The sequence below is a fragment of the Pseudomonas sp. W2I6 genome (assembly GCF_030815935.1).
GTDB lineage: Bacteria > Pseudomonadota > Gammaproteobacteria > Pseudomonadales > Pseudomonadaceae > Aquipseudomonas.
The window spans coordinates 3,353,137-3,373,178 of record NZ_JAUSXJ010000001.1 but is presented as its reverse complement, the minus strand read 5'-3'; the positions used below and the strand labels follow the sequence as shown (position 1 = coordinate 3,373,178).

At 62.2% G+C, this 20,042-nt stretch carries 17 protein-coding genes; 15 read left to right on the top strand and 2 right to left on the bottom strand.

Annotated elements, in window-relative coordinates; translation table 11 throughout:
- Positions 1–20: 20 nt before the first annotated feature.
- From tssB to QF039_RS15640, 15 genes are read left to right on the top strand one after another with little or no spacing between them, the layout of a single operon-like run.
- On the top strand, positions 21–518 hold the full coding sequence (gene tssB, locus QF039_RS15710; RefSeq protein WP_008437006.1) for a type VI secretion system contractile sheath small subunit: 498 nt from the start codon (positions 21–23) through the stop codon (positions 516–518).
- 28 nt (positions 519–546) lie between these two features.
- Positions 547–2,022, top strand: coding sequence for a type VI secretion system contractile sheath large subunit (tssC, locus tag QF039_RS15705; protein WP_003208039.1), 1,476 nt, complete (start codon positions 547–549; stop codon positions 2,020–2,022).
- Positions 2,019–2,444: a type VI secretion system baseplate subunit TssE gene (gene tssE / locus QF039_RS15700; protein ID WP_102604773.1), complete on the top strand. Its 426-nt coding sequence runs from the start codon at positions 2,019–2,021 to the stop codon at positions 2,442–2,444. The genes tssC and tssE overlap by 4 nt, the downstream gene beginning before the upstream one ends.
- Complete coding sequence (tssF, locus tag QF039_RS15695; RefSeq protein WP_307519334.1) at positions 2,434–4,209, top strand: type VI secretion system baseplate subunit TssF; 1,776 nt, start codon at positions 2,434–2,436, stop codon at positions 4,207–4,209. Before tssE ends, tssF begins: the two co-directional genes overlap by 11 nt.
- Complete coding sequence (gene tssG, locus QF039_RS15690) at positions 4,173–5,180, top strand: type VI secretion system baseplate subunit TssG (protein ID WP_008437010.1); 1,008 nt, start codon at positions 4,173–4,175, stop codon at positions 5,178–5,180. Before tssF ends, tssG begins: the two co-directional genes overlap by 37 nt.
- A gap of 12 nt (positions 5,181–5,192) precedes the next feature.
- The gene (gene tssH / locus QF039_RS15685; protein ID WP_307519331.1) at positions 5,193–7,757 is read left to right on the top strand and encodes a type VI secretion system ATPase TssH; all 2,565 of its coding nucleotides are present in this window, start codon (positions 5,193–5,195) and stop codon (positions 7,755–7,757) included.
- Entirely contained in the window at positions 7,757–9,289 is a 1,533-nt protein-coding gene (locus QF039_RS15680) for a sigma-54-dependent Fis family transcriptional regulator (RefSeq protein WP_307519329.1), read from the top strand. Before tssH ends, QF039_RS15680 begins: the two co-directional genes overlap by 1 nt.
- Before the next feature lie 33 nt (positions 9,290–9,322).
- Positions 9,323–9,454 carry a hypothetical protein gene (locus QF039_RS15675; RefSeq protein ID WP_003208049.1) on the top strand — a complete coding sequence of 44 codons (132 nt, stop codon included), beginning with the start codon at positions 9,323–9,325 and terminating at the stop codon, positions 9,452–9,454.
- An 18-nt stretch (positions 9,455–9,472) separates the two neighbouring features.
- Positions 9,473–10,654: a type VI secretion system-associated FHA domain protein TagH gene (gene tagH / locus QF039_RS15670; protein WP_177019435.1), complete on the top strand. Its 1,182-nt coding sequence runs from the start codon at positions 9,473–9,475 to the stop codon at positions 10,652–10,654.
- A 5-nt stretch (positions 10,655–10,659) separates the two neighbouring features.
- Entirely contained in the window at positions 10,660–11,142 is a 483-nt protein-coding gene (gene tssJ / locus QF039_RS15665; RefSeq protein ID WP_023658927.1) for a type VI secretion system lipoprotein TssJ, read from the top strand.
- A 1-nt stretch (position 11,143) separates the two neighbouring features.
- Positions 11,144–12,472 (top strand): type VI secretion system baseplate subunit TssK, encoded by a 1,329-nt coding sequence (gene tssK, locus QF039_RS15660; protein ID WP_177019434.1) that lies wholly within the window; start codon positions 11,144–11,146, stop codon positions 12,470–12,472.
- 4 nt (positions 12,473–12,476) lie between these two features.
- Positions 12,477–13,337: a type IVB secretion system protein IcmH/DotU gene (gene icmH, locus QF039_RS15655; protein WP_307519322.1), complete on the top strand. Its 861-nt coding sequence runs from the start codon at positions 12,477–12,479 to the stop codon at positions 13,335–13,337.
- A 15-nt stretch (positions 13,338–13,352) separates the two neighbouring features.
- The gene (tssM, locus tag QF039_RS15650) at positions 13,353–16,739 is read left to right on the top strand and encodes a type VI secretion system membrane subunit TssM (protein ID WP_307519321.1); all 3,387 of its coding nucleotides are present in this window, start codon (positions 13,353–13,355) and stop codon (positions 16,737–16,739) included.
- Positions 16,736–17,473, top strand: coding sequence for a PP2C family serine/threonine-protein phosphatase (locus tag QF039_RS15645; protein WP_087694172.1), 738 nt, complete (start codon positions 16,736–16,738; stop codon positions 17,471–17,473). The genes tssM and QF039_RS15645 overlap by 4 nt, the downstream gene beginning before the upstream one ends.
- Positions 17,461–18,339: a serine/threonine-protein kinase gene (locus QF039_RS15640; protein ID WP_307519319.1), complete on the top strand. Its 879-nt coding sequence runs from the start codon at positions 17,461–17,463 to the stop codon at positions 18,337–18,339. Before QF039_RS15645 ends, QF039_RS15640 begins: the two co-directional genes overlap by 13 nt.
- Here the strand turns inward: QF039_RS15640 and QF039_RS15635 are convergent.
- A complete protein-coding gene (locus tag QF039_RS15635) occupies positions 18,336–18,665 on the bottom strand; it encodes a DUF6388 family protein (protein WP_008437039.1) in 330 nt (109 codons plus the stop codon). The two genes, QF039_RS15640 and QF039_RS15635, sit on opposite strands and share 4 nt — an antisense overlap.
- A 27-nt stretch (positions 18,666–18,692) precedes the next feature.
- Positions 18,693–19,988: a serine hydrolase domain-containing protein gene (locus QF039_RS15630; protein ID WP_373462078.1), complete on the bottom strand. Its 1,296-nt coding sequence runs from the start codon at positions 19,986–19,988 to the stop codon at positions 18,693–18,695.
- Positions 19,989–20,042 lie beyond the last annotated feature (54 nt).

Here is a 20,042-nt window from a genome sequence, read left to right as displayed (position 1 = left end):
CCCGAAAAAGGAGAAACACCATGGCGAAAGAAGGTTCGGTAGCCCCCAGGGAACGCATCAATATCACGTTCAAACCCGCCGTCGGCACTGCGCAGGAAGAGGTCGAGCTGCCGTTGAAATTGCTGGTGCTTGGTGACTTCACCCAGCGTGAAGACCTGCGCAAGCTCGAAGATCGCAAGCCCGTCGGCATCGACAAGAACAGCCTCGACGAGGTGCTGGCCAAGCAGGCCTTGAGCCTGGCCTTGAGCGTCCCCAACCGGCTGCAGGATTCAGCCGAACCTGACGAGTTGGCGATCCGGGTCAGGATCAATTCGATGAAGGACTTCAATCCTGCACAGCTGGTTGAGCAGATACCCGAGCTGAAAAAGCTCATGGACCTGCGCGATGCACTTGTGGCGCTCAAGGGGCCGCTGGGCAACACGCCGAGCTTTCGAAAGGCCATTGAAAATGCCCTCGCCGATGACGATTCGCGCAAGCGGGTATTGGCTGAATTGGGGCTGGACAGCTCCGCCGTATGACGCTCTCAGTTAAAAGGACACTGACACCATGACTACCAGCCAAAGCCCGTCGCATGCGCCCATCACGGATGAGTACAGCATTCTCGACAACATCATTGCCCAGACCCGCCTCAGCGCCGACGACGAGGCCTACAGTATTGCAAAGCGCGGAGTCTCGGCATTTATCGAGGAGCTGATCAAGCCGCAAAACAAGGGCGAGCCGGTCAAGAAGCGCCTGGTTGACCGGATGATTGCCGAGATTGACGCAAGGCTCAGCCAGCAAATGGATGAAATCCTGCACCATCCCGACTTCCAGGCACTGGAGTCTTCCTGGCGTGGCCTGCAGTTGCTGGTTGATCGCACCAATTTTCGTGAAAACATCAAGATCGAACTGCTCAGCGTCTCCCGCCAGGATCTGCTGGATGACTTCGAGGACTCACCGGAGGTGACTCAGTCCGGACTCTACAAGCACATCTACAGTGCCGAATACGGTCAGTTCGGCGGCCAGCCCGTAGGGGCAATCATCGCCAATTATTTTCTTTCCCCCAGTGCTCCCGATGTCAGGCTGATGCAGTATGTTTCCAGCGTGGCCTGCATGGCCCATGCACCGTTCATTGCGGCGGCCGGCCCTGGTTTCTTCGGCCTGGAGAGCTTTACCGGCCTGCCTGACCTCAAGGACCTGAAGGACCATTTTGAAGGGCCGCAGTTTGCCAAATGGCAGAGTTTTCGCCAGAGCGAAGATGCCCGCTACATCGGCCTCACCGTACCGCGCTTTCTATTGCGTACGCCGTACGATCCCGTTGATTGTCCGGTCAAGACGTTCGCCTACCAGGAACATGTGGCCAGCAGCCACGAACACTATCTGTGGGGTAATACGGCCTATGCCTTTGCTACCCGCTTGACGGACAGTTTCGCCCGGTATCGCTGGTGCCCGAACATTATCGGCCCGCAGAGTGGTGGTGCAGTTGAGGACTTGCCGCTGCATCACTTTCACAGCATGGGCGAGATCGAAACCAAGATTCCTACCGAGGTGCTGGTATCCGACCGACGCGAATACGAGCTGGCGCAAGAGGGCTTCATTGCCCTGACCATGCGCAAGGGCAGTGACAATGCAGCGTTCTTTTCCGCCAGTTCGGTGCAAAAACCCAAGTCTTTTGGAATCAGTGCCGAAGGCAAGGCTGCCGAGCTGAATTACCGGCTCGGTACCCAATTGCCGTACATGATGATCGTCAATCGCCTGGCCCACTATCTCAAGGTCCTGCAGCGTGAACAGCTGGGGTCGTGGAAGGAGCGCACCGACCTTGAGCTGGAACTCAACAAATGGATTCGCCAATACGTAGCCGACCAGGACAACCCCAGCACCGAAGTGCGTGGACGGCGCCCGCTTCGGGCTGCGCGCATTGTTGTCAGTGATGTCGACGGGGAGCCTGGCTGGTATCGCGTCAACCTGAGCGTTCGCCCGCACTTCAAGTACATGGGGGCAGACTTCACTCTGTCGCTCGTCGGCAAGCTCGATAAAGAATGAGCCGCCGCCACGTGATTACCCAAAACCGCAGCCTTTTCGAGCGCCTGGAGTCCGGCGTGGGGCGCAGCCCGCAAGGTTGCGTCGTGGAATCCGTGGCGGGTCATCTGGCGAAAATGCTCAGCACCCGTGCGGGCAGTGTCCAGACGCTACCTGATTACGGGTTACCTGATCTGAATGACATGCGCCTCAGCCTGCATGACGCGTTGAGCCAGGCTCGGTTCCTGATTGAGCGCTTTATCCAGGCCTACGAACCCCGTCTGAAGGATGTCCGTGTCAAGGCATTGCCACAGGACCGTGACCCGATGGTGCTGGCTTTTTCCATCGAGGGGGCCATGGAAGTCAATGGCATGACGCAAGCGGTCGCCTTTTGCGCCAGCCTGGCTCACGGCGCACGGGTCGAGGTCAAACCGGATGTCGTTTAACCGCTACTACCAGGGCGAGCTGAGCGCACTGCGACAGTTGGGGCGACGGTTCTGCGAGCGCAACCCGGCACTCGCGCCGTTTCTTGGGGACGCTGGCCAGGACCCGGATGTAGAACGGTTGCTTGAGGGTTTTGCATTCCTCACCGGTCGCCTGCGGCAGAAGCTTGATGATCATTTGCCGGAGTTGAGTCACTCGTTGATGCATCTGCTGTGGCCCAACTATATGCGGCCGCTGCCGTCGTTCAGCATGCTGCAGTTTGATCCGCTCAAGCGCGCAGGGCCGGCCATCAGGGTCGAGCGGGATACACCGGTGGAAAGCATTGCGATCGACGGTGAACGCTGCCGTTTTCGTACCTGTTACCCGACGCAGGTCTTGCCGCTGCAACTGGCCGCCATGGAGTACTCGGTACAGGGTGAGGGCGCTTTGCTCTGCCTGCGTCTGGAGATGACGGCCGAGGGCAACTTCAGTGAGCTGGAACTGAACTGCCTGCGTTTGCATCTCGCGGGGGAGCAGCCCGTCAGCCAGGCGCTTTACCTGGGGCTTTTGCGTCACCTGGACGGGTTCGAGTTGCAGCCTTTCGGGCGCGACGGGCTGCCGGTCATCGGTGCCGACGGCGAGCCTGTTTCATTGCGTCTGTCCAGCAACGATATCAGTCCTGTGGGCTTTTCCGAGGATGAGGCACTGATCCCTTATCCGTTGAATACCTTTCGTGGCTATCGCCATTTGCAGGAGTACTTCGCCTTTCCCGACAAATACCTGTTTGTCGATGTGAGTGGCCTTGGCGCGCTGAGCAGGTTGCCTATTGACGTACTCAAGCAGGTACATGGCGTGACGTTACGCTTCGACATGCGTGGTCGCGGTATTGAGCGAATGGCGCCTACCCTGGACAACGTGAAGCTGTACTGCACGCCCATCGTCAATCTGTTCAGGCACGACGGTGTACCGATTCGCCTGGACGGCAAGCAGGACGAATACCTGTTGTTGCCTGGCGAATACGCCAGGGGGAACTGCGGTGTATTTTCCGTCGACAAGGTCACGGGATGGCGGCCGGGAGGCCTCGGGTACCAGGAATATGTACCGTTCGAATCGTTTGAGCACGATTTTGGCAGCGCCGCGCCCAGCTATGGCGTTCGCCAGCGGCCATCCCTGCAACATGCCGGCCTGGATACCTGGCTGAGTTTCGACCGGTGTCCAGTGCATGAACAGGAAACCCTGTCGATTGAACTGACCTGCACCAACCACAACCTGCCATGCCTGCTGCAGGTGGGCGATATCAATCAGGCGTGCGAACAGACGCCCGAGTTTCTCTCGTTTCGCAACATCACCGCGGCAACCCCCAGCTTTGCGCCACCCCTGGACAGCGACTTCCTGTGGCGACTGATCAGCAATATGTCGCTCAACTATCTGTCATTGACCGATATCAACGCCTTGAGGGTGATCCTCGAAACCTACGACCTGCCGCGTTATCACGACCGCCAGGTGGAAAAGGTCAGCAGGCGAAGGCTGGGCGCCCTCCGTTCGATCAGTCACCAGCCCGTAGACCGGCTGCACCGAGGCCTGCCATTTCGCGGCTTGCGGGTTGACCTCACCATCGATCCTGAAGGCTACCTGGGGGAGGGCGACGTGTTCGTCTTTGCCTCGGTGCTCAACGAGTTCTTCGCGCTTTACGCCAGCCTCAACTCGTACCACGAACTGCGAGTCATCAGCACACAAGGAGACGTGTACCTATGGCCACCCCGGATGGGCCAGCAGCCCCTGCTTTAACCGCCCTGTCCCGAGTGATTCGCGAGTACTCGGTGTTTCAGGCGGTTGCGCAGATTATCGAGCGCCTGCGCGAGGCGCATCCCTCGCTGGACGATGAGGCGCTTTACGATCAATTGGAGTTCCAGGCCAACCCAGGCTTTGGCTTTCCCGGCAACGACATTGATCGTGTGGAGTTTTTTGTCGAGCACGGCCATTTGCGGGCACGGCTTCGCCTCAATGTGCTGGGCCTGTTTGGTACAGGGTCACCGCTGCCGGCGTTCTATGGCGAGCAAGCCTTTGCCGAGGTAGCGGGCGGTAATCCGACGCGGGAATTTCTTGATCTTTTTCACCATCGCCTGCACCGGCTGATAGTGCCGATCTGGCGAAAATATCGTTATCAGGCGAGTTTTCAAACGGGCGCCCGCGATCCCTTTTCCGAGCAGATGTTTGCATGGGTGGGCCTGGGTGGCAGCGCGATTCGCAGCGCGGCTCAACTGAACTGGAAACGCCTGTTGCCCTACCTGGGGCTGCTGAGCCTGCGCGTGCACTCCGCCGCGCTGATCGAGACCGTGCTGCGTTATTACTTCAAGCACAACCGGCTGGTCATCGAGCAGTGGGTCGAGCGCAGGGTAGTGATCGACCAGGAGCAGCGCAATGACCTTGGTCGCGCCTATAGCTCGTTGGGGTCGGACCTGGTGCTGGGGGAGTGCCTTATCGACCGCAGTGGCATGTTCAGGGTTCATGTATTGGCACTCGATTGGCAGCGTTTTCACGAGTTTTTGCCCACCGGGGCGGGTTACGAGCCGCTGTGTGCGCTGGTGCGTTTTGCCGCCCGGGACCCCTTGGAATACGACGTGCGACTGGTGTTGGCGGCGGGCGAGGTCCGGCCGTTGCACCTTGGCGAGCACAACGTCTGCCGCCTGGGCTGGACCAGTTGGCTGGGGCATGAGCGGGCAGACGGCGTGGTCATCCTGGCCAGTAAAAATCATTAGGGATTGATGGATATGATGAATGTGGATCTGCAACAACTTATCCAGGCATTGACGGCGTCCACGCGGCGCGACCTGGAACGCAGCGCCGAGCGTTGTGTCACCCGGGGCGGCGGCGAGGTCCTGGTGGAAGACTTGCTGCTGACGCTCCTGGAGCCTCCCGAGGGTGTTCTTATGCGAGCGCTGCAGGACGCGGGCGTGGATGCCGGGGAATTGCAGGCCGTGCTGCAACCTCGGGTCGACCAGAGCGCGTCCCGCAATCCGGTGTTTTCGCCCGCCCTGGTGCAATGGCTGCAGCAGGCGTTGCTGGTTGCCCATCTGGAGCTGGGCCGACGGGAAGTGGACCATGGCGCCTTGCTGCTCGCCTTGTTGCGCAACCCGATGCAGCACGCTGGCAGCCGTTACCAGTCGGTGATAAGCACGCTTGATGCACCGCGTGTGCTCGGATTTCTCTTGAGTGAAAACGCGCAGGCGGCTCCAGCTGAGGCGGGGAGTTCCTTGCTGGAGCGCTTTACCCATGACCTGACTCGCCAGGCCCGGGACGGGAAACTCGACCCCGTGCTCTGTCGCGATAACGAAGTCCGGCAAATGATCGATACGCTCGCGCGGCGGCGCAAGAACAACCCCATTCTGGTGGGCGAGGCGGGTGTCGGGAAAACCGCGATAGTCGAGGGCCTGGCCCTGCGGATCGTCAGCGCGCAAGTGCCAGAGGTGCTCAGGAAGGTGCGCCTGCTGACCCTGGACATGGGCCTGCTGCAAGCCGGTGCCAGTATCAAGGGTGAGTTCGAGCGCCGCCTCAAAGGCTTGATCGATGAGGTCAACGCCTCGCCGCAACCGGTCATCCTGTTCATCGATGAGGCCCATACCCTGGTCGGCGCAGGCGGCTCGGCCGGCAGCTCCGATGCCGCCAACCTGCTCAAGCCAGCGCTGGCACGAGGTGAGTTGCGTACCATCGCCGCGACGACCTGGTCGGAGTACAAGAAGTACTTCGAGAAAGACCCGGCGTTGGCGCGGCGTTTCCAGCCGGTGCAAGTGCACGAGCCGACGGTTGACGATGCCGTGACGATTTTGCGTGGGTTGGTCCCGGTGTATGAGGCCAGCCACGGAGTCTACGTGCGCGATGACGCCGTGGTCGCCGCCGCGCAGTTGAGTGCCCGCTACCTGGCCGGCCGCCAGTTGCCGGACAAGGCTGTGGACGTGCTGGACACCGCTTGTGCCCGGGTGCGGATCAGCCTGGTCACGGCGCCGGACGAACTGCAGCAGTTGCGCGCCGAACTGGCCGAGGGCACGCGCCAGCAACGTGCCGTGCGCAGGGATGCCGACGCGGGGTTGGCCATCGATGAACAGGTGCTGCAGCACCTCACCCGGAGACTGGAAGAAGTAGAAGTCGCACAGTTCCAGCTTGAACAACGCTGGACCCAACAGCGCGAACTGGCCGAGAAGGTACTCTCGCTGCGCCAGCAACTGGCCGACGCCGGTAACGTTGGCGAAAGCACTGAGGCTCTCGCTCCGCTCCTGGCCCAGAACCATCAGGCGTTGCAGGCCATACAGCACGAACAGCGATTGGTCAGCTTCGAAGTATGCCCACGGTTGGTGGCACAGGTTATCAGCGCCTGGACGGGTATTCCCCTGGAGCAGCTTGCCCGCGAACACAGCGCGAAGGTCCTGAACTTTGCGGATGATCTGCGTGGTCGCATCCTCGGCCAGGAAGGTGCCGTGCAGGTCCTGGACCGTTGCCTGCGGGCTGTCGCGGCCGGCGTGAACAGGCCTGATGCCCCCGTGGGGGTATTTCTGTTGGTGGGCCCCAGTGGTGTCGGCAAAACTGAAACAGCCCACGCCCTGGCCGACCTGTTGTATGGCGGCGAGCGCTTTGTCACCACGATCAACATGTCTGAATACCAGGAGAAACACTCACTGTCCCGGCTGATCGGCGCACCACCGGGTTATGTCGGTTACGGGGAGGGCGGGGTGCTGACTGAGGCGGTGCGGCAAAAGCCCTATTCAGTGGTGCTGCTCGATGAGGTGGAGAAGGCCGATCCGGATGTCCTGAACCTGTTTTACCAGGTGTTCGACAAAGGGGTAGCCAATGATGGAGAAGGACGTGAAATCGACTTTCGCAATACCCTGATCCTGATGACTTCCAACCTGGGCAGCGATCTTGTCACCGGGCTGTGCGCCGACAGTCAACGACCGGCTGTCGAAGTACTGCACGCCGCGATCCGGCCGGTACTGACAGCTCATTTCAAGCCGGCGCTGCTGGCCCGTATGCGAGTCGTGCCGTATTACCCGGTGGCAGGCGCGGTGCTGCACCAACTGATTGAACACAAACTTCAGCGCCTGGGCCAGCGTCTGCTTCAGCGCAAGCTCGCATTCACTCACGCAGGGGATCTTGTCGCACACATGGCCGAGCACTGTAGCCACAGTGGGAGTGGCGCGCGGTTTGTCGACCAATGGATCGAGGAAAACCTGTTGCCGCAGGTGGTGGATCGCCTGCTGGATGCGATGGCCGTTGGCAAGTCCCTGCAGTTCGTCCATGCCAGGCTGGATGCCAATGGCACCGTAATCTGTGAGTTCAGCTGATGGCGGACAATCCGTTTACCCAGTTGCCAAGCCCGCTGGACTACGCCGCTGCCTTGCTGGGATGGTTTAGCCGGTTGGGCATCAATAGTGACGAATCGACATTGGCCGATGACTTTGCGGCAGGCGCCGCGCAACTGAGCGGCTGCGAGCTTGGCCAGTTGTACCTGCTCGACCAGGCCACCGGCCGCCTCGAACTGGCTGCCCAGTATTTGCCGGGCCTGTCGCCGCCAGGGGCGGTTGTGAGCTCGGGCGCGGATTTGCGGAACGAGCAACTGTTGCAGTACGTGCTGCAACAGAACCGGGTGTTTAACCTCACCGAGGCAGGCAGCAGTGTGTATGACACGGGGTTTCTGCCAGCGGTCGCGGCGTCCTGGCAATCACTCCTGTGCGTGCCGTTACCGGGGCCGAGCAAGCAGGTATCCGGGATGGTGTTGTGTGCCAGCCTGCGAGCGACGGAGCTGGCTGGCTACGGTGCGTCCCTGGGCCAATTGGGCAGTTTTGTCTTGAGCCAGTTGGCCCTGTTGCGGCGAATGCGCCGGGCTCCCGGTGCGTTGAAGGTGGTTCGCAGCACCCGCAGCACCAGCGCCTACGGCTTGATCGGAAACAGCACGGCCATGGACGAGACGTGCCGCCTGATCGGCAAGGTGGTGCATAGCCCCTACACCGTGCTGCTCCGGGGCGAGACCGGCACCGGTAAAGAGGTGGTCGCCCGGGCCATTCATGCTGCCGGCCCGCGCAGCAGCAAGGCATTTGTGGTGCAAAACTGCGCAGCGTTTCCCGAAGGCTTGCTCGAAAGTGAGTTGTTCGGTTACCGCAAAGGCGCGTTCACCGGGGCCGAAAGAGACCACGCCGGCCTGTTTGACACCGCCCACGGCGGCACGCTGCTGCTCGACGAAATCGGTGATATGCCGCTCTCACTGCAGGCCAAGTTGTTGCGGGTCCTGCAGGAGGGCGAGATTCGGCCGTTGGGTGCCAACACGTCCCACAAGGTCGACGTGCGAATCGTCGCGGCGACCCACCGGGACCTCACCAGCATGGTGGCTGAAGGAAGCTTTCGCGAGGACCTTTATTACCGGCTGGCGCAGTTTCCTATCGAGTTGCCGGCGCTGCGCCAGCGGGACGGGGACGTGCTGCAACTGGCCCGGCATTTCGCCGACAAGGCCTGTGCACTGTTGGGGCGAGCCACGGTGGGCTGGTCGAGTGCGGCCCTGGATCAACTGTCCAGCCACCACTTTCCCGGCAATGTTCGTGAGCTCAAATGCATGGTGGAGCGGGCGGTTCTGCTGTGCGACGACGAGGTGATCCTGCCTGCGCATTTATCGCTGCCATCAACCCTGTCCGCGCCCGCTGTCGACGCAACGCTGCGCCAGCGCATGGAGCGAGTCGAGCGGGTAGTGCTGATCGACTGCCTGCGCAAGAACCGTGGCAATCGAACCCGCACCGCCCGTGAACTGGGCCTCGCCCGGCGCACGTTGTTGTACCGCCTTGCACGCCTGGACATTCCGTTTGGCGAAGTCCAGGGAGAGTGCTGAATGGCACACCCTTTCAATTCCGGGAGATACCTGATGCCTGTTAGTCAGTGGCAAGCCCTGGTGCTTGTGTTGTTTTTGCTGAGTGGCTGTAACACCAATCATGTCTTTGACGACGATGACTACCGTCCGCTGGGTGATCCGCGGTCCACCGGTCGTGGCCTGTGAGCGCGGAGGAGTCCTGCCATGCAGCTAGTGTTTGAGGTGTGCCCTGCGGGGCCAGCAGAGTCCGCGCCGGCGCTGCGCAAAGTCTTTGACGGAGTGGGGGGCGTCATCGGTCGGGGGGGTGGTTGCGACTGGACCCTGCCTGACACCAGTCGCCAGGTTTCCGGTCGTCACGCGGTGATCAGTTATCGTGACGGCCGGTATTTCCTGACGGATATCAGCAGCAATGGAACCCGCCTGGCAGGCCGCAGTGAGCGTCTGCATGAGGGGCAGCAGCAACCGATAGATGACGGCGCGGTATTTCAGCTGGGGCCGCTGAGTATTCGCGCACGACTGGTCAGCCCACCGCTGGGACAGGGCCAGGACGGATTACACAGGCTGATTCCCGATGATGCATTCCTTGAGCTGGACCCACTGCGGGCAATGGCCAGCGAACTGCAGCGCGAGGACGGGTCGCAAGAGCTGGCGGCCCTGAACATGACCACCTACGAGACATTGCGCTGGACGGACCACGCGGCGGCGGACCGGGATCACCTGACGGTTCCCGAGCTTGTGAAGCCTGCGCGCCAGGTTGCCCCAAGTCCGCAATCGCCCGTTCCAGGTCACGGCTCAGGGCCATTCTGGTTGGGGTTTGCGCAGGCACTCGGTATTGATCTGGGCGACCTCGATGAGTCGGCAAGAGAAGTCCTGGCGATCAAGGCCGCGAGCTTGCTCCGGCAAATGACTGAAGGGTTGCAACAGAGCCTGGGCACCCGTAACGAGCTCAGGCAAGAGCTGAAACTGGCACTCACCCAGACGCCGCTCCAAAGCCCCAACCCACTTAGAGACAGCGCAGACGCCAGTGCGGCCTTGGGGTCGCTGCTGGGTGTCGGGCAGCTGGGGCAGGTTTCCGCCGAGATGCTTGTCATGCGGGCGTACCGCGACATGCAGGCTCACGAGGTGGCCTTGCTGGCGGCCTGCCGCGCGGCAGTACGCGGCGCTCTGGCAGCCTTTGCGCCCGGCCATTTGCTGCTGTGCTTCGAACGCCAGGCAAGGCCGCCGCTGATCCCCCGGTGTGGCGCCCGCTGGCGCGCGTATCAGCGCCATTACCAGGCACTGATCGAGGACGAGCACTTGAGCGAGCGCCTGCTGGGCAGCGACTTCGCCAAGGCGTACGAGGAACAGATTCGCCTGATCTCAACCCTTCACCGTTATCCAGGATGATCTTCATGTCCCGAGTCACCGTTGCATTGTTGTGCGCTGTAATGGGTTTGCTGGGTGGTTGCTCCCTGTCGCCCTTTTCGAAGTTGACCAAGCTGGACCTGACACTGACCGCCAGCGAACGGGTCAACCCTGATCTCCATGGTCGCCCGTCGCCGATCGTGGTGCACCTGATGGAGCTTCGACACCCCGTGGCTTTTGAAAATGCGGACTTTTTCAGCCTTTATGCTCATGCCGAGCACACGTTGCCCAAGGACCTGGTGAACCTCGAAGAGCTGGAGTTGCGCCCCGGCGATCACTCCACGCTCAAACTCAGTCTCGAGCCCGGCAGTCGTTATGTCGGCGTGCTGGCGGCGTACCGTGATTTGCCTCACTCGCAATGGCGCTATGTGCTGCCGGTGACCGCGCAGCGATTGACCGGCGCTGAACTGATCCTTGATCAGGCCGGCATTCGGTTGGTCAACCCGCAACCCGCGAAGGCGGGCGACTGACATGTACAGCCAAAAAGTCATCTGGCAGGAAGGCATGTTGCTGCGCCCTCAGCATTTCCAGCAAAACGATCGGTACCACGATCAGCAACTCACGCGCCGCACCCAGCTGTTGTGCCGTCACGCCTGGGGCTTCCTGGCCCTGGAAATCGATGTGCAATACCTCAATATGGGCAAGGTCGTTATCAGCCAGGCCAGCGGCATATTGCCGGATGGCAGCCTGTTCGAGCTGGGCGGCGCGATGGAGTCGCTGGTGCTGGAGGTTCCGGTCAATACCGGGAAGCAGTCGATCTACCTGGCCTTGCCGCTGGCCACAGGTAACTGTGTTGAAGCCCGTCGACCCGAGCAGATTGATGTGTTGGCGCGCTACAAGACTCTTGCGGTAGACGTCAGCGACTCCAACGCCGGGGAAGAAGCTCGTCGTCAGGTCAATTGCGGGCAGCTGGATTTTCGCCTGTTGCTGGGGGAGCAACACAGCGACCCGCACTACGTGAAGCTCAAGGTTGCCCAGGTGCTCAGTTGCACCGAGGAGGGCGTCAGCCTGGACCCCGATTTTATCCCGAGCTTCATTCACCTGCATGGCTCCGGCTACCTGCTGTCTTGCCTCAAGGAAGTGATCAGCCTGCTCGCTTACCGGGGGGATGCCATCGCCGAGCGGATTCGCGCCAACGGTACCGCCGCCGGCGCGGAGGTTGGCGACTTCCTGATGTTGCAATTGATCAATCGCACCGAACTGGTCTTGCGTCACTACCTGAGCCTGAGCCAGGTCAGCCCTGAAACGCTGTATCGAACATTGCTGTCGATCCTGGGTGAACTCGCGACGTTTGCCAGCGACAGCAAGCGTGCGCACTTCGAGGGGCATTACCGGCACAGCGACCAGGGCGCCAGCTTTCGTGGATTGATGGAGCCGATTCGCAGCCTGCTGTCGATGGTGCTTGAGCAGCATGCCATTGAGCTGGCGCTGCAGCCTCGCCAGTACGGGGTGCTGGTGTGCCCGGTGAGCGATCTCAACCTGCTGGGTTCGGCGACCTTCATTCTGGCCGCCAGCGCCCATTGTGACGCCGAGGAGCTTCGTCACCGGCTGCCGGCGCACCTCAAGGTCGGCCCTGTGGAGCGGATTCGCGAGTTGGTCAACCTGCAGTTGGCGGGCATCAAGGTCAAGCCGCTGCCGGTGGCTCCCCGGCAGATACCGTTTCATGCCGCCAACACCTATTTCATGCTTGAACTCGGTGCCCGGGACATTGAGCAGTTGAAGCAGTCGGGAGGATTTGCCTTCCACGTCAGCGGTGAATTTGCCGAACTGGAACTGAAATTCTGGGCCATCAGGAACTGAGACCATGGACAGGGAATACCCGCAGGACGAGAAAACCGTCCTGCTTGATCGACAGGGACGCGGACCGGCGCAGGGACCGATGACCGACTTCGCATCGCCGCCGCGTTTCGAACAACTGGAAGACCGGATGATCTACGCGGCCCGCTTGCAGGGCGCGGAGCATTTCGACATTGGCCTGAACAGTTTGGTGGCGCCTGCCTGGGAGCTTCTGTCCGAGGTGGTCCGCCTCAAGCGCAGTACCGCCGAGGAAAGCCTGCGCGCCCTGAATGAACGACTCTCGGCGGCAGTCACGCTGTTCGAGACGCGGGCCCGGCATGACGGGGCCCAAGGCAGCGAGGTCATGGCGGCGCGGTATGTGCTGTGCAGCGTGATCGACGAGGCAGTGGTCACCACCTCATGGGGCAGCCAGAGCGATTGGTCGAAGATGAGCCTGCTGAGCAGTTTTCACAACGAAACCTTCGGCGGCGAGAAGTTTTTCCAGTTGCTTGAGCGCATGTCGAGGGACCCCTTCAAGCACCTGGCGATGCTGGAGTTGATGTACCTGTGCCTGTCCCTCGGGTTTGAGGGCAAGTACCGGGTCATGGAGCGTGGGTTGTTGCAGCTTGAACAGGTTCGGGACGCGCTGTATCGGCAGATCCGGCATGTGCGGGGTGATACGCCTGCGGCGTGCGCGCCGTCGCCCAGGCCGGAACAGCCGCGCCGGAAACGGCTGAGGGTCGTGTCGCTCACCTGGATTGCAGTGTTTGTCGCCGCCAGCCTGTTGAGCCTGTATGCAGGATTTGCCTGGGTGCTGGGCCAGCAGCGTGAAGCGGTGTTGCAACCGTATCAACTCGTGGCGCCGGATATGTTCCGGGCGCTGCTCTAACGCAGGGAGCAACGCATGAACGCATTCTTCAGGAGCGCGGGCGCCGTGCTGGGCAGGGTTTGGGTCTGGAGCCTGCTGCTGGTGCTCGCGGTCGCAATGACCGTGTGGTTCTTCGGGCCACTGCTGGCTGTCGACGACTATCGATTCTGGCAAGCGGCGGTATCGCGCTTGCTGACAATCAGCGGGCTGTTTTTGTTGTGGGGCCTGGCGATGGTGTATGCCAATTGGCGCAGTATGGCTCGGCAATCAACCGTCGATGACGGCGAACCACGCCCGCGCAAAGGCCAGGTTGAAAACGAGCAGCGGCACCTGCGCGGTCGCTTCAAGGACGCTTTGTACACCCTGAAACACTCACGGATTTATGGTGAACGCAGCCCGCGTTGGCGTAATGCATTGCCCTGGTATTTGCTGATCGGCAAGGAAGGCAGTGGCAAGTCCCGGATGTTGGCCGCCAGTGGCTTGCAGTTGCTCCAGGATCAGGGCGCGTCGGTAGCGACGCAGGGCGGTGCCACGCGGGACTGTGACTGGCATTTCGCCGAGGACGGCGTGTTGCTCGACGTCGCCGGCCGCTACCTTACCCAGCCTGACAGCCAGGTGGATGGCGCGGGTTGGTCGACGCTGCTGGAGCTGCTCAAGGTGCGGCGCCGGACGCGCCCGCTCAATGGTGTGGTGGTGGCGCTGTCCACGGACACATTGCTCCATGGCAGCGAGCGTCAGCTGGAGAATGAGGCGCGGGCAGTCCAGAGTCGGTTGCTGGAGATCCGCCAGACGTTGCATGTGGAGGTGCCGATCTACCTGGTGGTGACCCAGGCCGACCGCCTGCCGGGGTTTGCGGAGTTCTTCGACCGGCCGTTGGGCGAAGGCAGTGATGCGGTGTTGGGCGAATCTATCGTCCCAGGCAAAGCGGGTATTGGCATTGCCCAGGTACGACAGGCGTTTGAAGCACTGCTGCAGCGCTTGAGCGGTGAGCTTGTGCAGCGCCTGCACCAGGAACGCAACAGTGATCTGCGCGGACGGATGCTCGACTTTCCCCATCAGGCGGCCCGGATTGGCGAACGCCTGAGCCTCTATATCGACGTTGCTTTTTGCGGCCCGCGTTATCAGCACACCAACGGCTTTCGTGGTTTCTACTTGACCAGCGCCGACGGTGGCCCACAGGCACTTGAACCACGTTCGCACTTTATCCAGGGCTTGTTCAGCCGGGTGATTCTGGCGCAAGCCGACCTGGCGGACCTCGATAGCCAGGAGCGCCGTCGAATCCGCCGGCACCAGGGGGGGCTGGCCCTGGGCGCACTAGTGGTCGTCGTGGCGGCGGGCTTGCTGTGGACCCACAGTTACTCCTCCAATCATCAACGTCTGGAGCAACTGCAGGCGCTGGCACGGCAGCCCGCACCCGTGCAGCCTGGGTCAGACGCTACCCAGGCACTCCTGCCGCTGCTGGACAGCCGCCTGGCGGCCACGCGGATTTTCCCCTTGCCGGGCGAAGCCAGGCTGGTTGAGCGGATGGGGTTGTATCAGGGCAGTATCAGCCGTCCGGTGCTGGAGCAGGCCTACGAGCGTGCCTTGGGCCGGCTGTTGCTGTCCCACGTCAGCGAGATGCTGCAGGAACAGGTTCGCGGCAGCCTGGAAGATCGTGAGCGGCTGCTGGATAACCTCCGGGCATACCTGATGCTCAACCTGCGGGAGCGGCGGGATGTCGGCTGGCTGCGTGAGCGGGTGGCGGGGCATTGGTCTGTACGGTTTGCCGGTGAGCCCTCCGTGCAAAACCGGTTGAATGAACATTTCGCGCGCTTGCTTGAGCAACCGTTCGTGCAGCCGCTCGATGACGAGATGGTGGCCCGCGCGCGCCACGTGTTGCGGGGCGAATCGCTGGTTGACGTGGTGTACCGGGTGCTGCGCGAACAAGCTCGCGGCCTTGAACCGTTGCGCCTTGCACACGGGCGGGTGTTTGAGGGGGGCGAGCGTTCCATTCCGGGGTTTTATACCCGCACGTACCAGCGGCATTTTGAAGCGCAGGGCGCGCGGCTGGTGAATACCATCGTCCAGGACAACTGGGTGCTGGGAGAGGGCGCCGACCTGAGCGCCATGGATTTGCAACGGTTGATGGTGGAGCTTGAACAACGCTACTTCAGCGAGTATGCCGATGCCTGGAGCGAGGCGCTTGGGCAGGTTGGCCTGCGTGAAACTGAAAACTCCAGGCAAGGCGCCGAGCAGCTCGCCAGCTTGACGTCGGCCCAGTCGCCGTTGTTGCAGTTGTTGCAGCAGGTTCGTGACCACACGCGCCTGCCGTCGGCCAGTGAGCGCCTCGACGAGCTGGCTGCCAAGCTGCCTGGGCCTGCGGCAGAGCGGTTGCCGACCGCCGCCGGGCTGGTCAATGCCTTGCCCGACAGCGCACGGCGAGCCATGCAGCGCCGCTTCGAGCCCTTGCACCAGTTGCTGGACAACCATGAGAACCCGGGAGCCGAGTTGACCGGCGTGTTACAGGCGCTCAACGACTTGCACCTGCAGTTGGCGAGCTTGAATCGCGAAGGCGCGCCGGAGCCGGTCGCGTTCGAGATGGTCAAGCGGCGGATCCAGGGGCAACAGGATGCGCTGAGTAACCTGCGCAACGTGGCCGCGCGTTTGCCGCTGCCGCTGGCGGGCTGGTTCGAAAGCCTGGCCGACGAGCATTGGCGCCGCCTGCTCGACCAGGCCTATCGGCATGTGAACCAGCGTTATCAGAGCGAGGTATATGGTTTCTACAGCAGGGCGATCAAGCTGCGTTTCCCGTTCAATGCCCACGCCAGCAGCGACGTTTCCCTCAACGACTTCCAGGAGTTTTTCAAGCCTGAGGGGATCATGGCGCGATTCTTTGACAGCTATCTGAAGCCTTTTGTCAGCGGTGATTCCGGGCGCTACAGGCTGCGTAGCCTGGATGGGCGCAGCTTGCCGATGTCTCGGGCGTTGCTCGACCAGCAGGCGAAGGTGCAGGTGATCAGGCGCGGTTTTTTTGCGGATGAGCCGGGGGACTTGCAGGTTCGTTTCACGCTCGCACCCTATAGCCTGGACCCGTCGGTGAGTCGCGCGGTCTTGCGTTTGGGTGGCCAGCAGATGGAGTACCGGCACGGGCCGATTGTCCCCATGGCGATGCAATGGCCAGCCGAGGCTGAGAATGGTCGCAGCAGCCTGGTACTGGAGCGTGGCCGCGAGCGGGCGCTGGGGCTCGAAAAAAATACCGGGGCCTGGTCCCTGTTTCGCTTGTTCGACTTGATGCAGAGCGAACCCTCCAGCGGGCAGGATGAGCTGATCCTCAAGGCTGACCTGGCAGGCTTGCGCGCCAACTACCTGCTGACCAGCCGACGCACACCCAATCCATTCCAGATGGCGCAGTGGCGAACTTTTCGCCTGCCGGAGCAGTTGTGAGCCAACCTCGCGACCGCTGGCACAGCGCCGGTCGCACAGACCGTGGAAAGGTCCGTTTACGCAACGAGGATGCCTTTCTCGATTGCCCCGGGACGGGCTGCTGGGCCGTGGCGGACGGGATGGGCGGGCATCAGGCGGGGGACATCGCCAGCCAGCTGGTGGTCGATGGCCTGGCGTCATTGCCCGGCCAGGGCAGCCTGGATGAACGCGTCGAGGCGACCCGTCGTTGCCTGCAATGGCTCAACCGGCGGCTGGGCGATGAATTGACGCTGGCCTCCCATGGCGCCGAGGCCATCATGGGAAGCACGGTCGTGGCGTTGTTGCTTCAGGGCGATCGCGCTGCGTGTGTCTGGGCCGGTGACAGTCGTTGCTATCTGTGGCGCGGGCAGACGCTGTACCAGCTGTCGCGAGACCATTCGCTGTGTGAGCAATTGATTGACCAGCAGGTGAGCCCGGAACAGGCCAGGGCCCATCCAGACGCACGGGCCTTGACCCGGGCCATCGGCTCGCGGGCACCACTGAGCCCGCAGGTCCTGGAACTCGGTACCTTGGCAGGGGATGTGTTTCTGTTGTGCAGCGACGGCCTGTACCAGGCGCTTAGCCACTCTGAGTTGGGCCAGGCCTTGAGCCAGGGAAACCCGCAACGTGTCCTGGACCAGCTGTTTGCAGGTGTCTTGCGCGGCACGGCGGGCGACAACCTGACCGCCGTGGTGGTGCAGTCATGCGCGACCTGACCCACTTTGCCTTTGCCAAGGCCCCGGTAAACCCACCGCGCGACGGAGCCCCCGAGTTGCTGGCCGGGCGATACCTGATCGAGCGCGTGTTGGGCGCAGGCGGCATGGGCGTGGTCTATCGTGCGCGGGACCTGCTGCACGAACAGTTTGGCGAACCCTGTTCCAGTGTCGCGATCAAGGTGTTGGGCGAAGCCATTCGCGAGTCTGCGGATGCCCACGTGTTGCTGTACAACGAGTTTGCCCTGACCCGCAGCCTGCGGCATGAGCAGGTGGTGCGTGTGTATTCATTTGAAGTGGATGCTCCCGGCCAGATCGCATTCTTTACCATGGAACTGCTCCAGGGCATGACCCTGGACCGGTTGCTGCTGGAGTGCCCCGGCGGTTTACCCTGGCAAGCGCTGCAAGGCATCGCCATGCAATTGCTCGACGCGTTGCGCCATAGCCATCAGCAGGGTGTGCTGCACGGGGATGTGAAACCCGCCAATGTCATGGTGGGAGACGGCGGCTTGCGCTTGTTCGATTTCGGTCTGGGCGAGGCTTGCGGACAGGCCCCGGTGGGTTCTCCAGGCTTGAGTCGCAGCCGCTTCAATGCCTGGACGCCCGCGTACGCCGCGCCGGAGTTGCTGGCTGGCGGAGCACTGTCGGCCAGCGCCGACCTGTATGCAGTGGCCTGTGTGTTGTACGAATTGGCACAAGGCCGGCGCCACGCCAGTGACAGGCCGGCCCGGCCCAGGCAACTGCCTCGTCATTGCTGGCCTGTATTGCGTACGGCGTTGACGGCTGACCCTGAACGCAGGGCCGTTACCCTTGATGAATTACGCGCGGTGCTCGCTGATCGCAGGAAGGGCCTGGGCCGCTGGTTCTAGACGGGCAAGTCGTGCAGCTGGCAATACTCCGACCAACTCAGGCCTGCCATTTGCGCCACCTCCTTGTGCACCTCAAGGCGTTGCGCCTCGAACTCCGCCGGGGAATGCGCCGTCAATTTCAGCGTCAGTTCCCAGGCGAACAAGCCCTGTTGCTCCGCTTCTGCCTCGAAGGCTTCATGCAGGCGCTCGGCGCGGTACTGCTCCATGGTTTCCCCTTTGGCCTGGGCCGCCAGGGGGTTCAATGTATTCAGTTCCGCGGCCAGGGCCGGGTGTTCACTCAAGAATCGGTCCAGGGCTAGCTGGTGGTTTTCGCCGGGTTGGGACAAAGGTTTACTCCACGGTAAGAGAGACGGTCAGTCTGGCTTGGACATTAAAAAAGCCGCCATGGCTGCATAAGCGGGCAAGGTCACCCCATCATTGGCGGCGTTGCCGGCCACCGGGTGGGAGGCATAGCGAACAATCACCATTTCGGCCTTGGGGTCGATGTAGATGCTCTGGCCATGCACCCCGCGGGCCATGAAGGCGCCGTCGGGATTGTGGGTTACCCACCACATGTTGCGATAGCTCCAGCCCTTCAATTGAGCGTAGCCGGCCTGGGCGAACGCCTGCTTGTCGCCGCCCTGGCGAATATCCGTCACCACGTTTTCGGGCACGATCTGCTGGCCATTGAAGCGCCCGCCGTTGCGCAGCATCTCGGCAAACCGGGCCAGGTCCCGCAGCCCGGTGTTCAGGCCGCCACCGGCGAAGGGTGTGCCGATGGAGTCAACGGTGAAGTAGGCGTCCTGTTCGGCGCCAAGCCGACTCCAGATGCGTTCGCTGAGCAGTTGCGCGACATTGCGCCCGGTCGCGCGGGCAATCACCCAGCCGAGTACGTCGGTATTGACGGTCTTGTAGCCGAAGGCACGCCCGTGTTCGCCGCGCTGCTTAACCGTTTGCAGGAACTCGTAGTAGCTGCGCGGCCCGGTGTAGTCCTTGGGTTTGGGCAGCGGGTTGCCGGCCTGGGCGTGGGCCCAGACTTCGGCGTTGGGGTCGGCATAATCTTCGCTGTAGTCCAGGGCGGTGGTCATGTCCAGCACCTGGCGCAAGGTGGCGCTGCCAAAGGCCGAACCGCCGAGTTCGGGCACGTAGTCGACGATCTTTTTCTGTGGGTCCAGGGTGCCATCGGCCACCAGCATCGCGCCCAGGGTACCGATCACCGATTTGGTGACCGACATGGCCGCGTGTTGCCCATCCTCCTTGAGCACCCCGAAATAACGCTCATAAACCACCGTGCCGCGATGCATCACCACGATGCCATCGGTGTAGGTGGCGTCCAGGGCCTGGCGCCAGGTCAGCGGCTGGGCTGCACCCACTGGCTGCACGGGGATTGCGTCGAGTGCCGGGTCGAGTTTGCGTGGCAATGCCAGCGGTGCGCCGAGCCCGCGGGAGACGTTAACCGTGGGCATCAATTGGCGAAAGTTGGCGACACTCCAGCGCATCGCCGGGAAGCGGAAATAGCTGCCGTCTTCAAAGCGTACGGTGCGGTCGGCCGGCGGCGGTGCGCCGACCATCCATTGCAGCCTGGCCGGGTCGCTGGCCTGGGCATCGGCGAAGGTCGGGGTGGCGGCGCCGGCCAACGGGCTGGTCAGCCCAAGCAGCGCACAGGCCATGAGGGGAGTGAATCGCAGCATCAGTCGAGTCCGTTCGAGGGGGGCGTCGTTTTT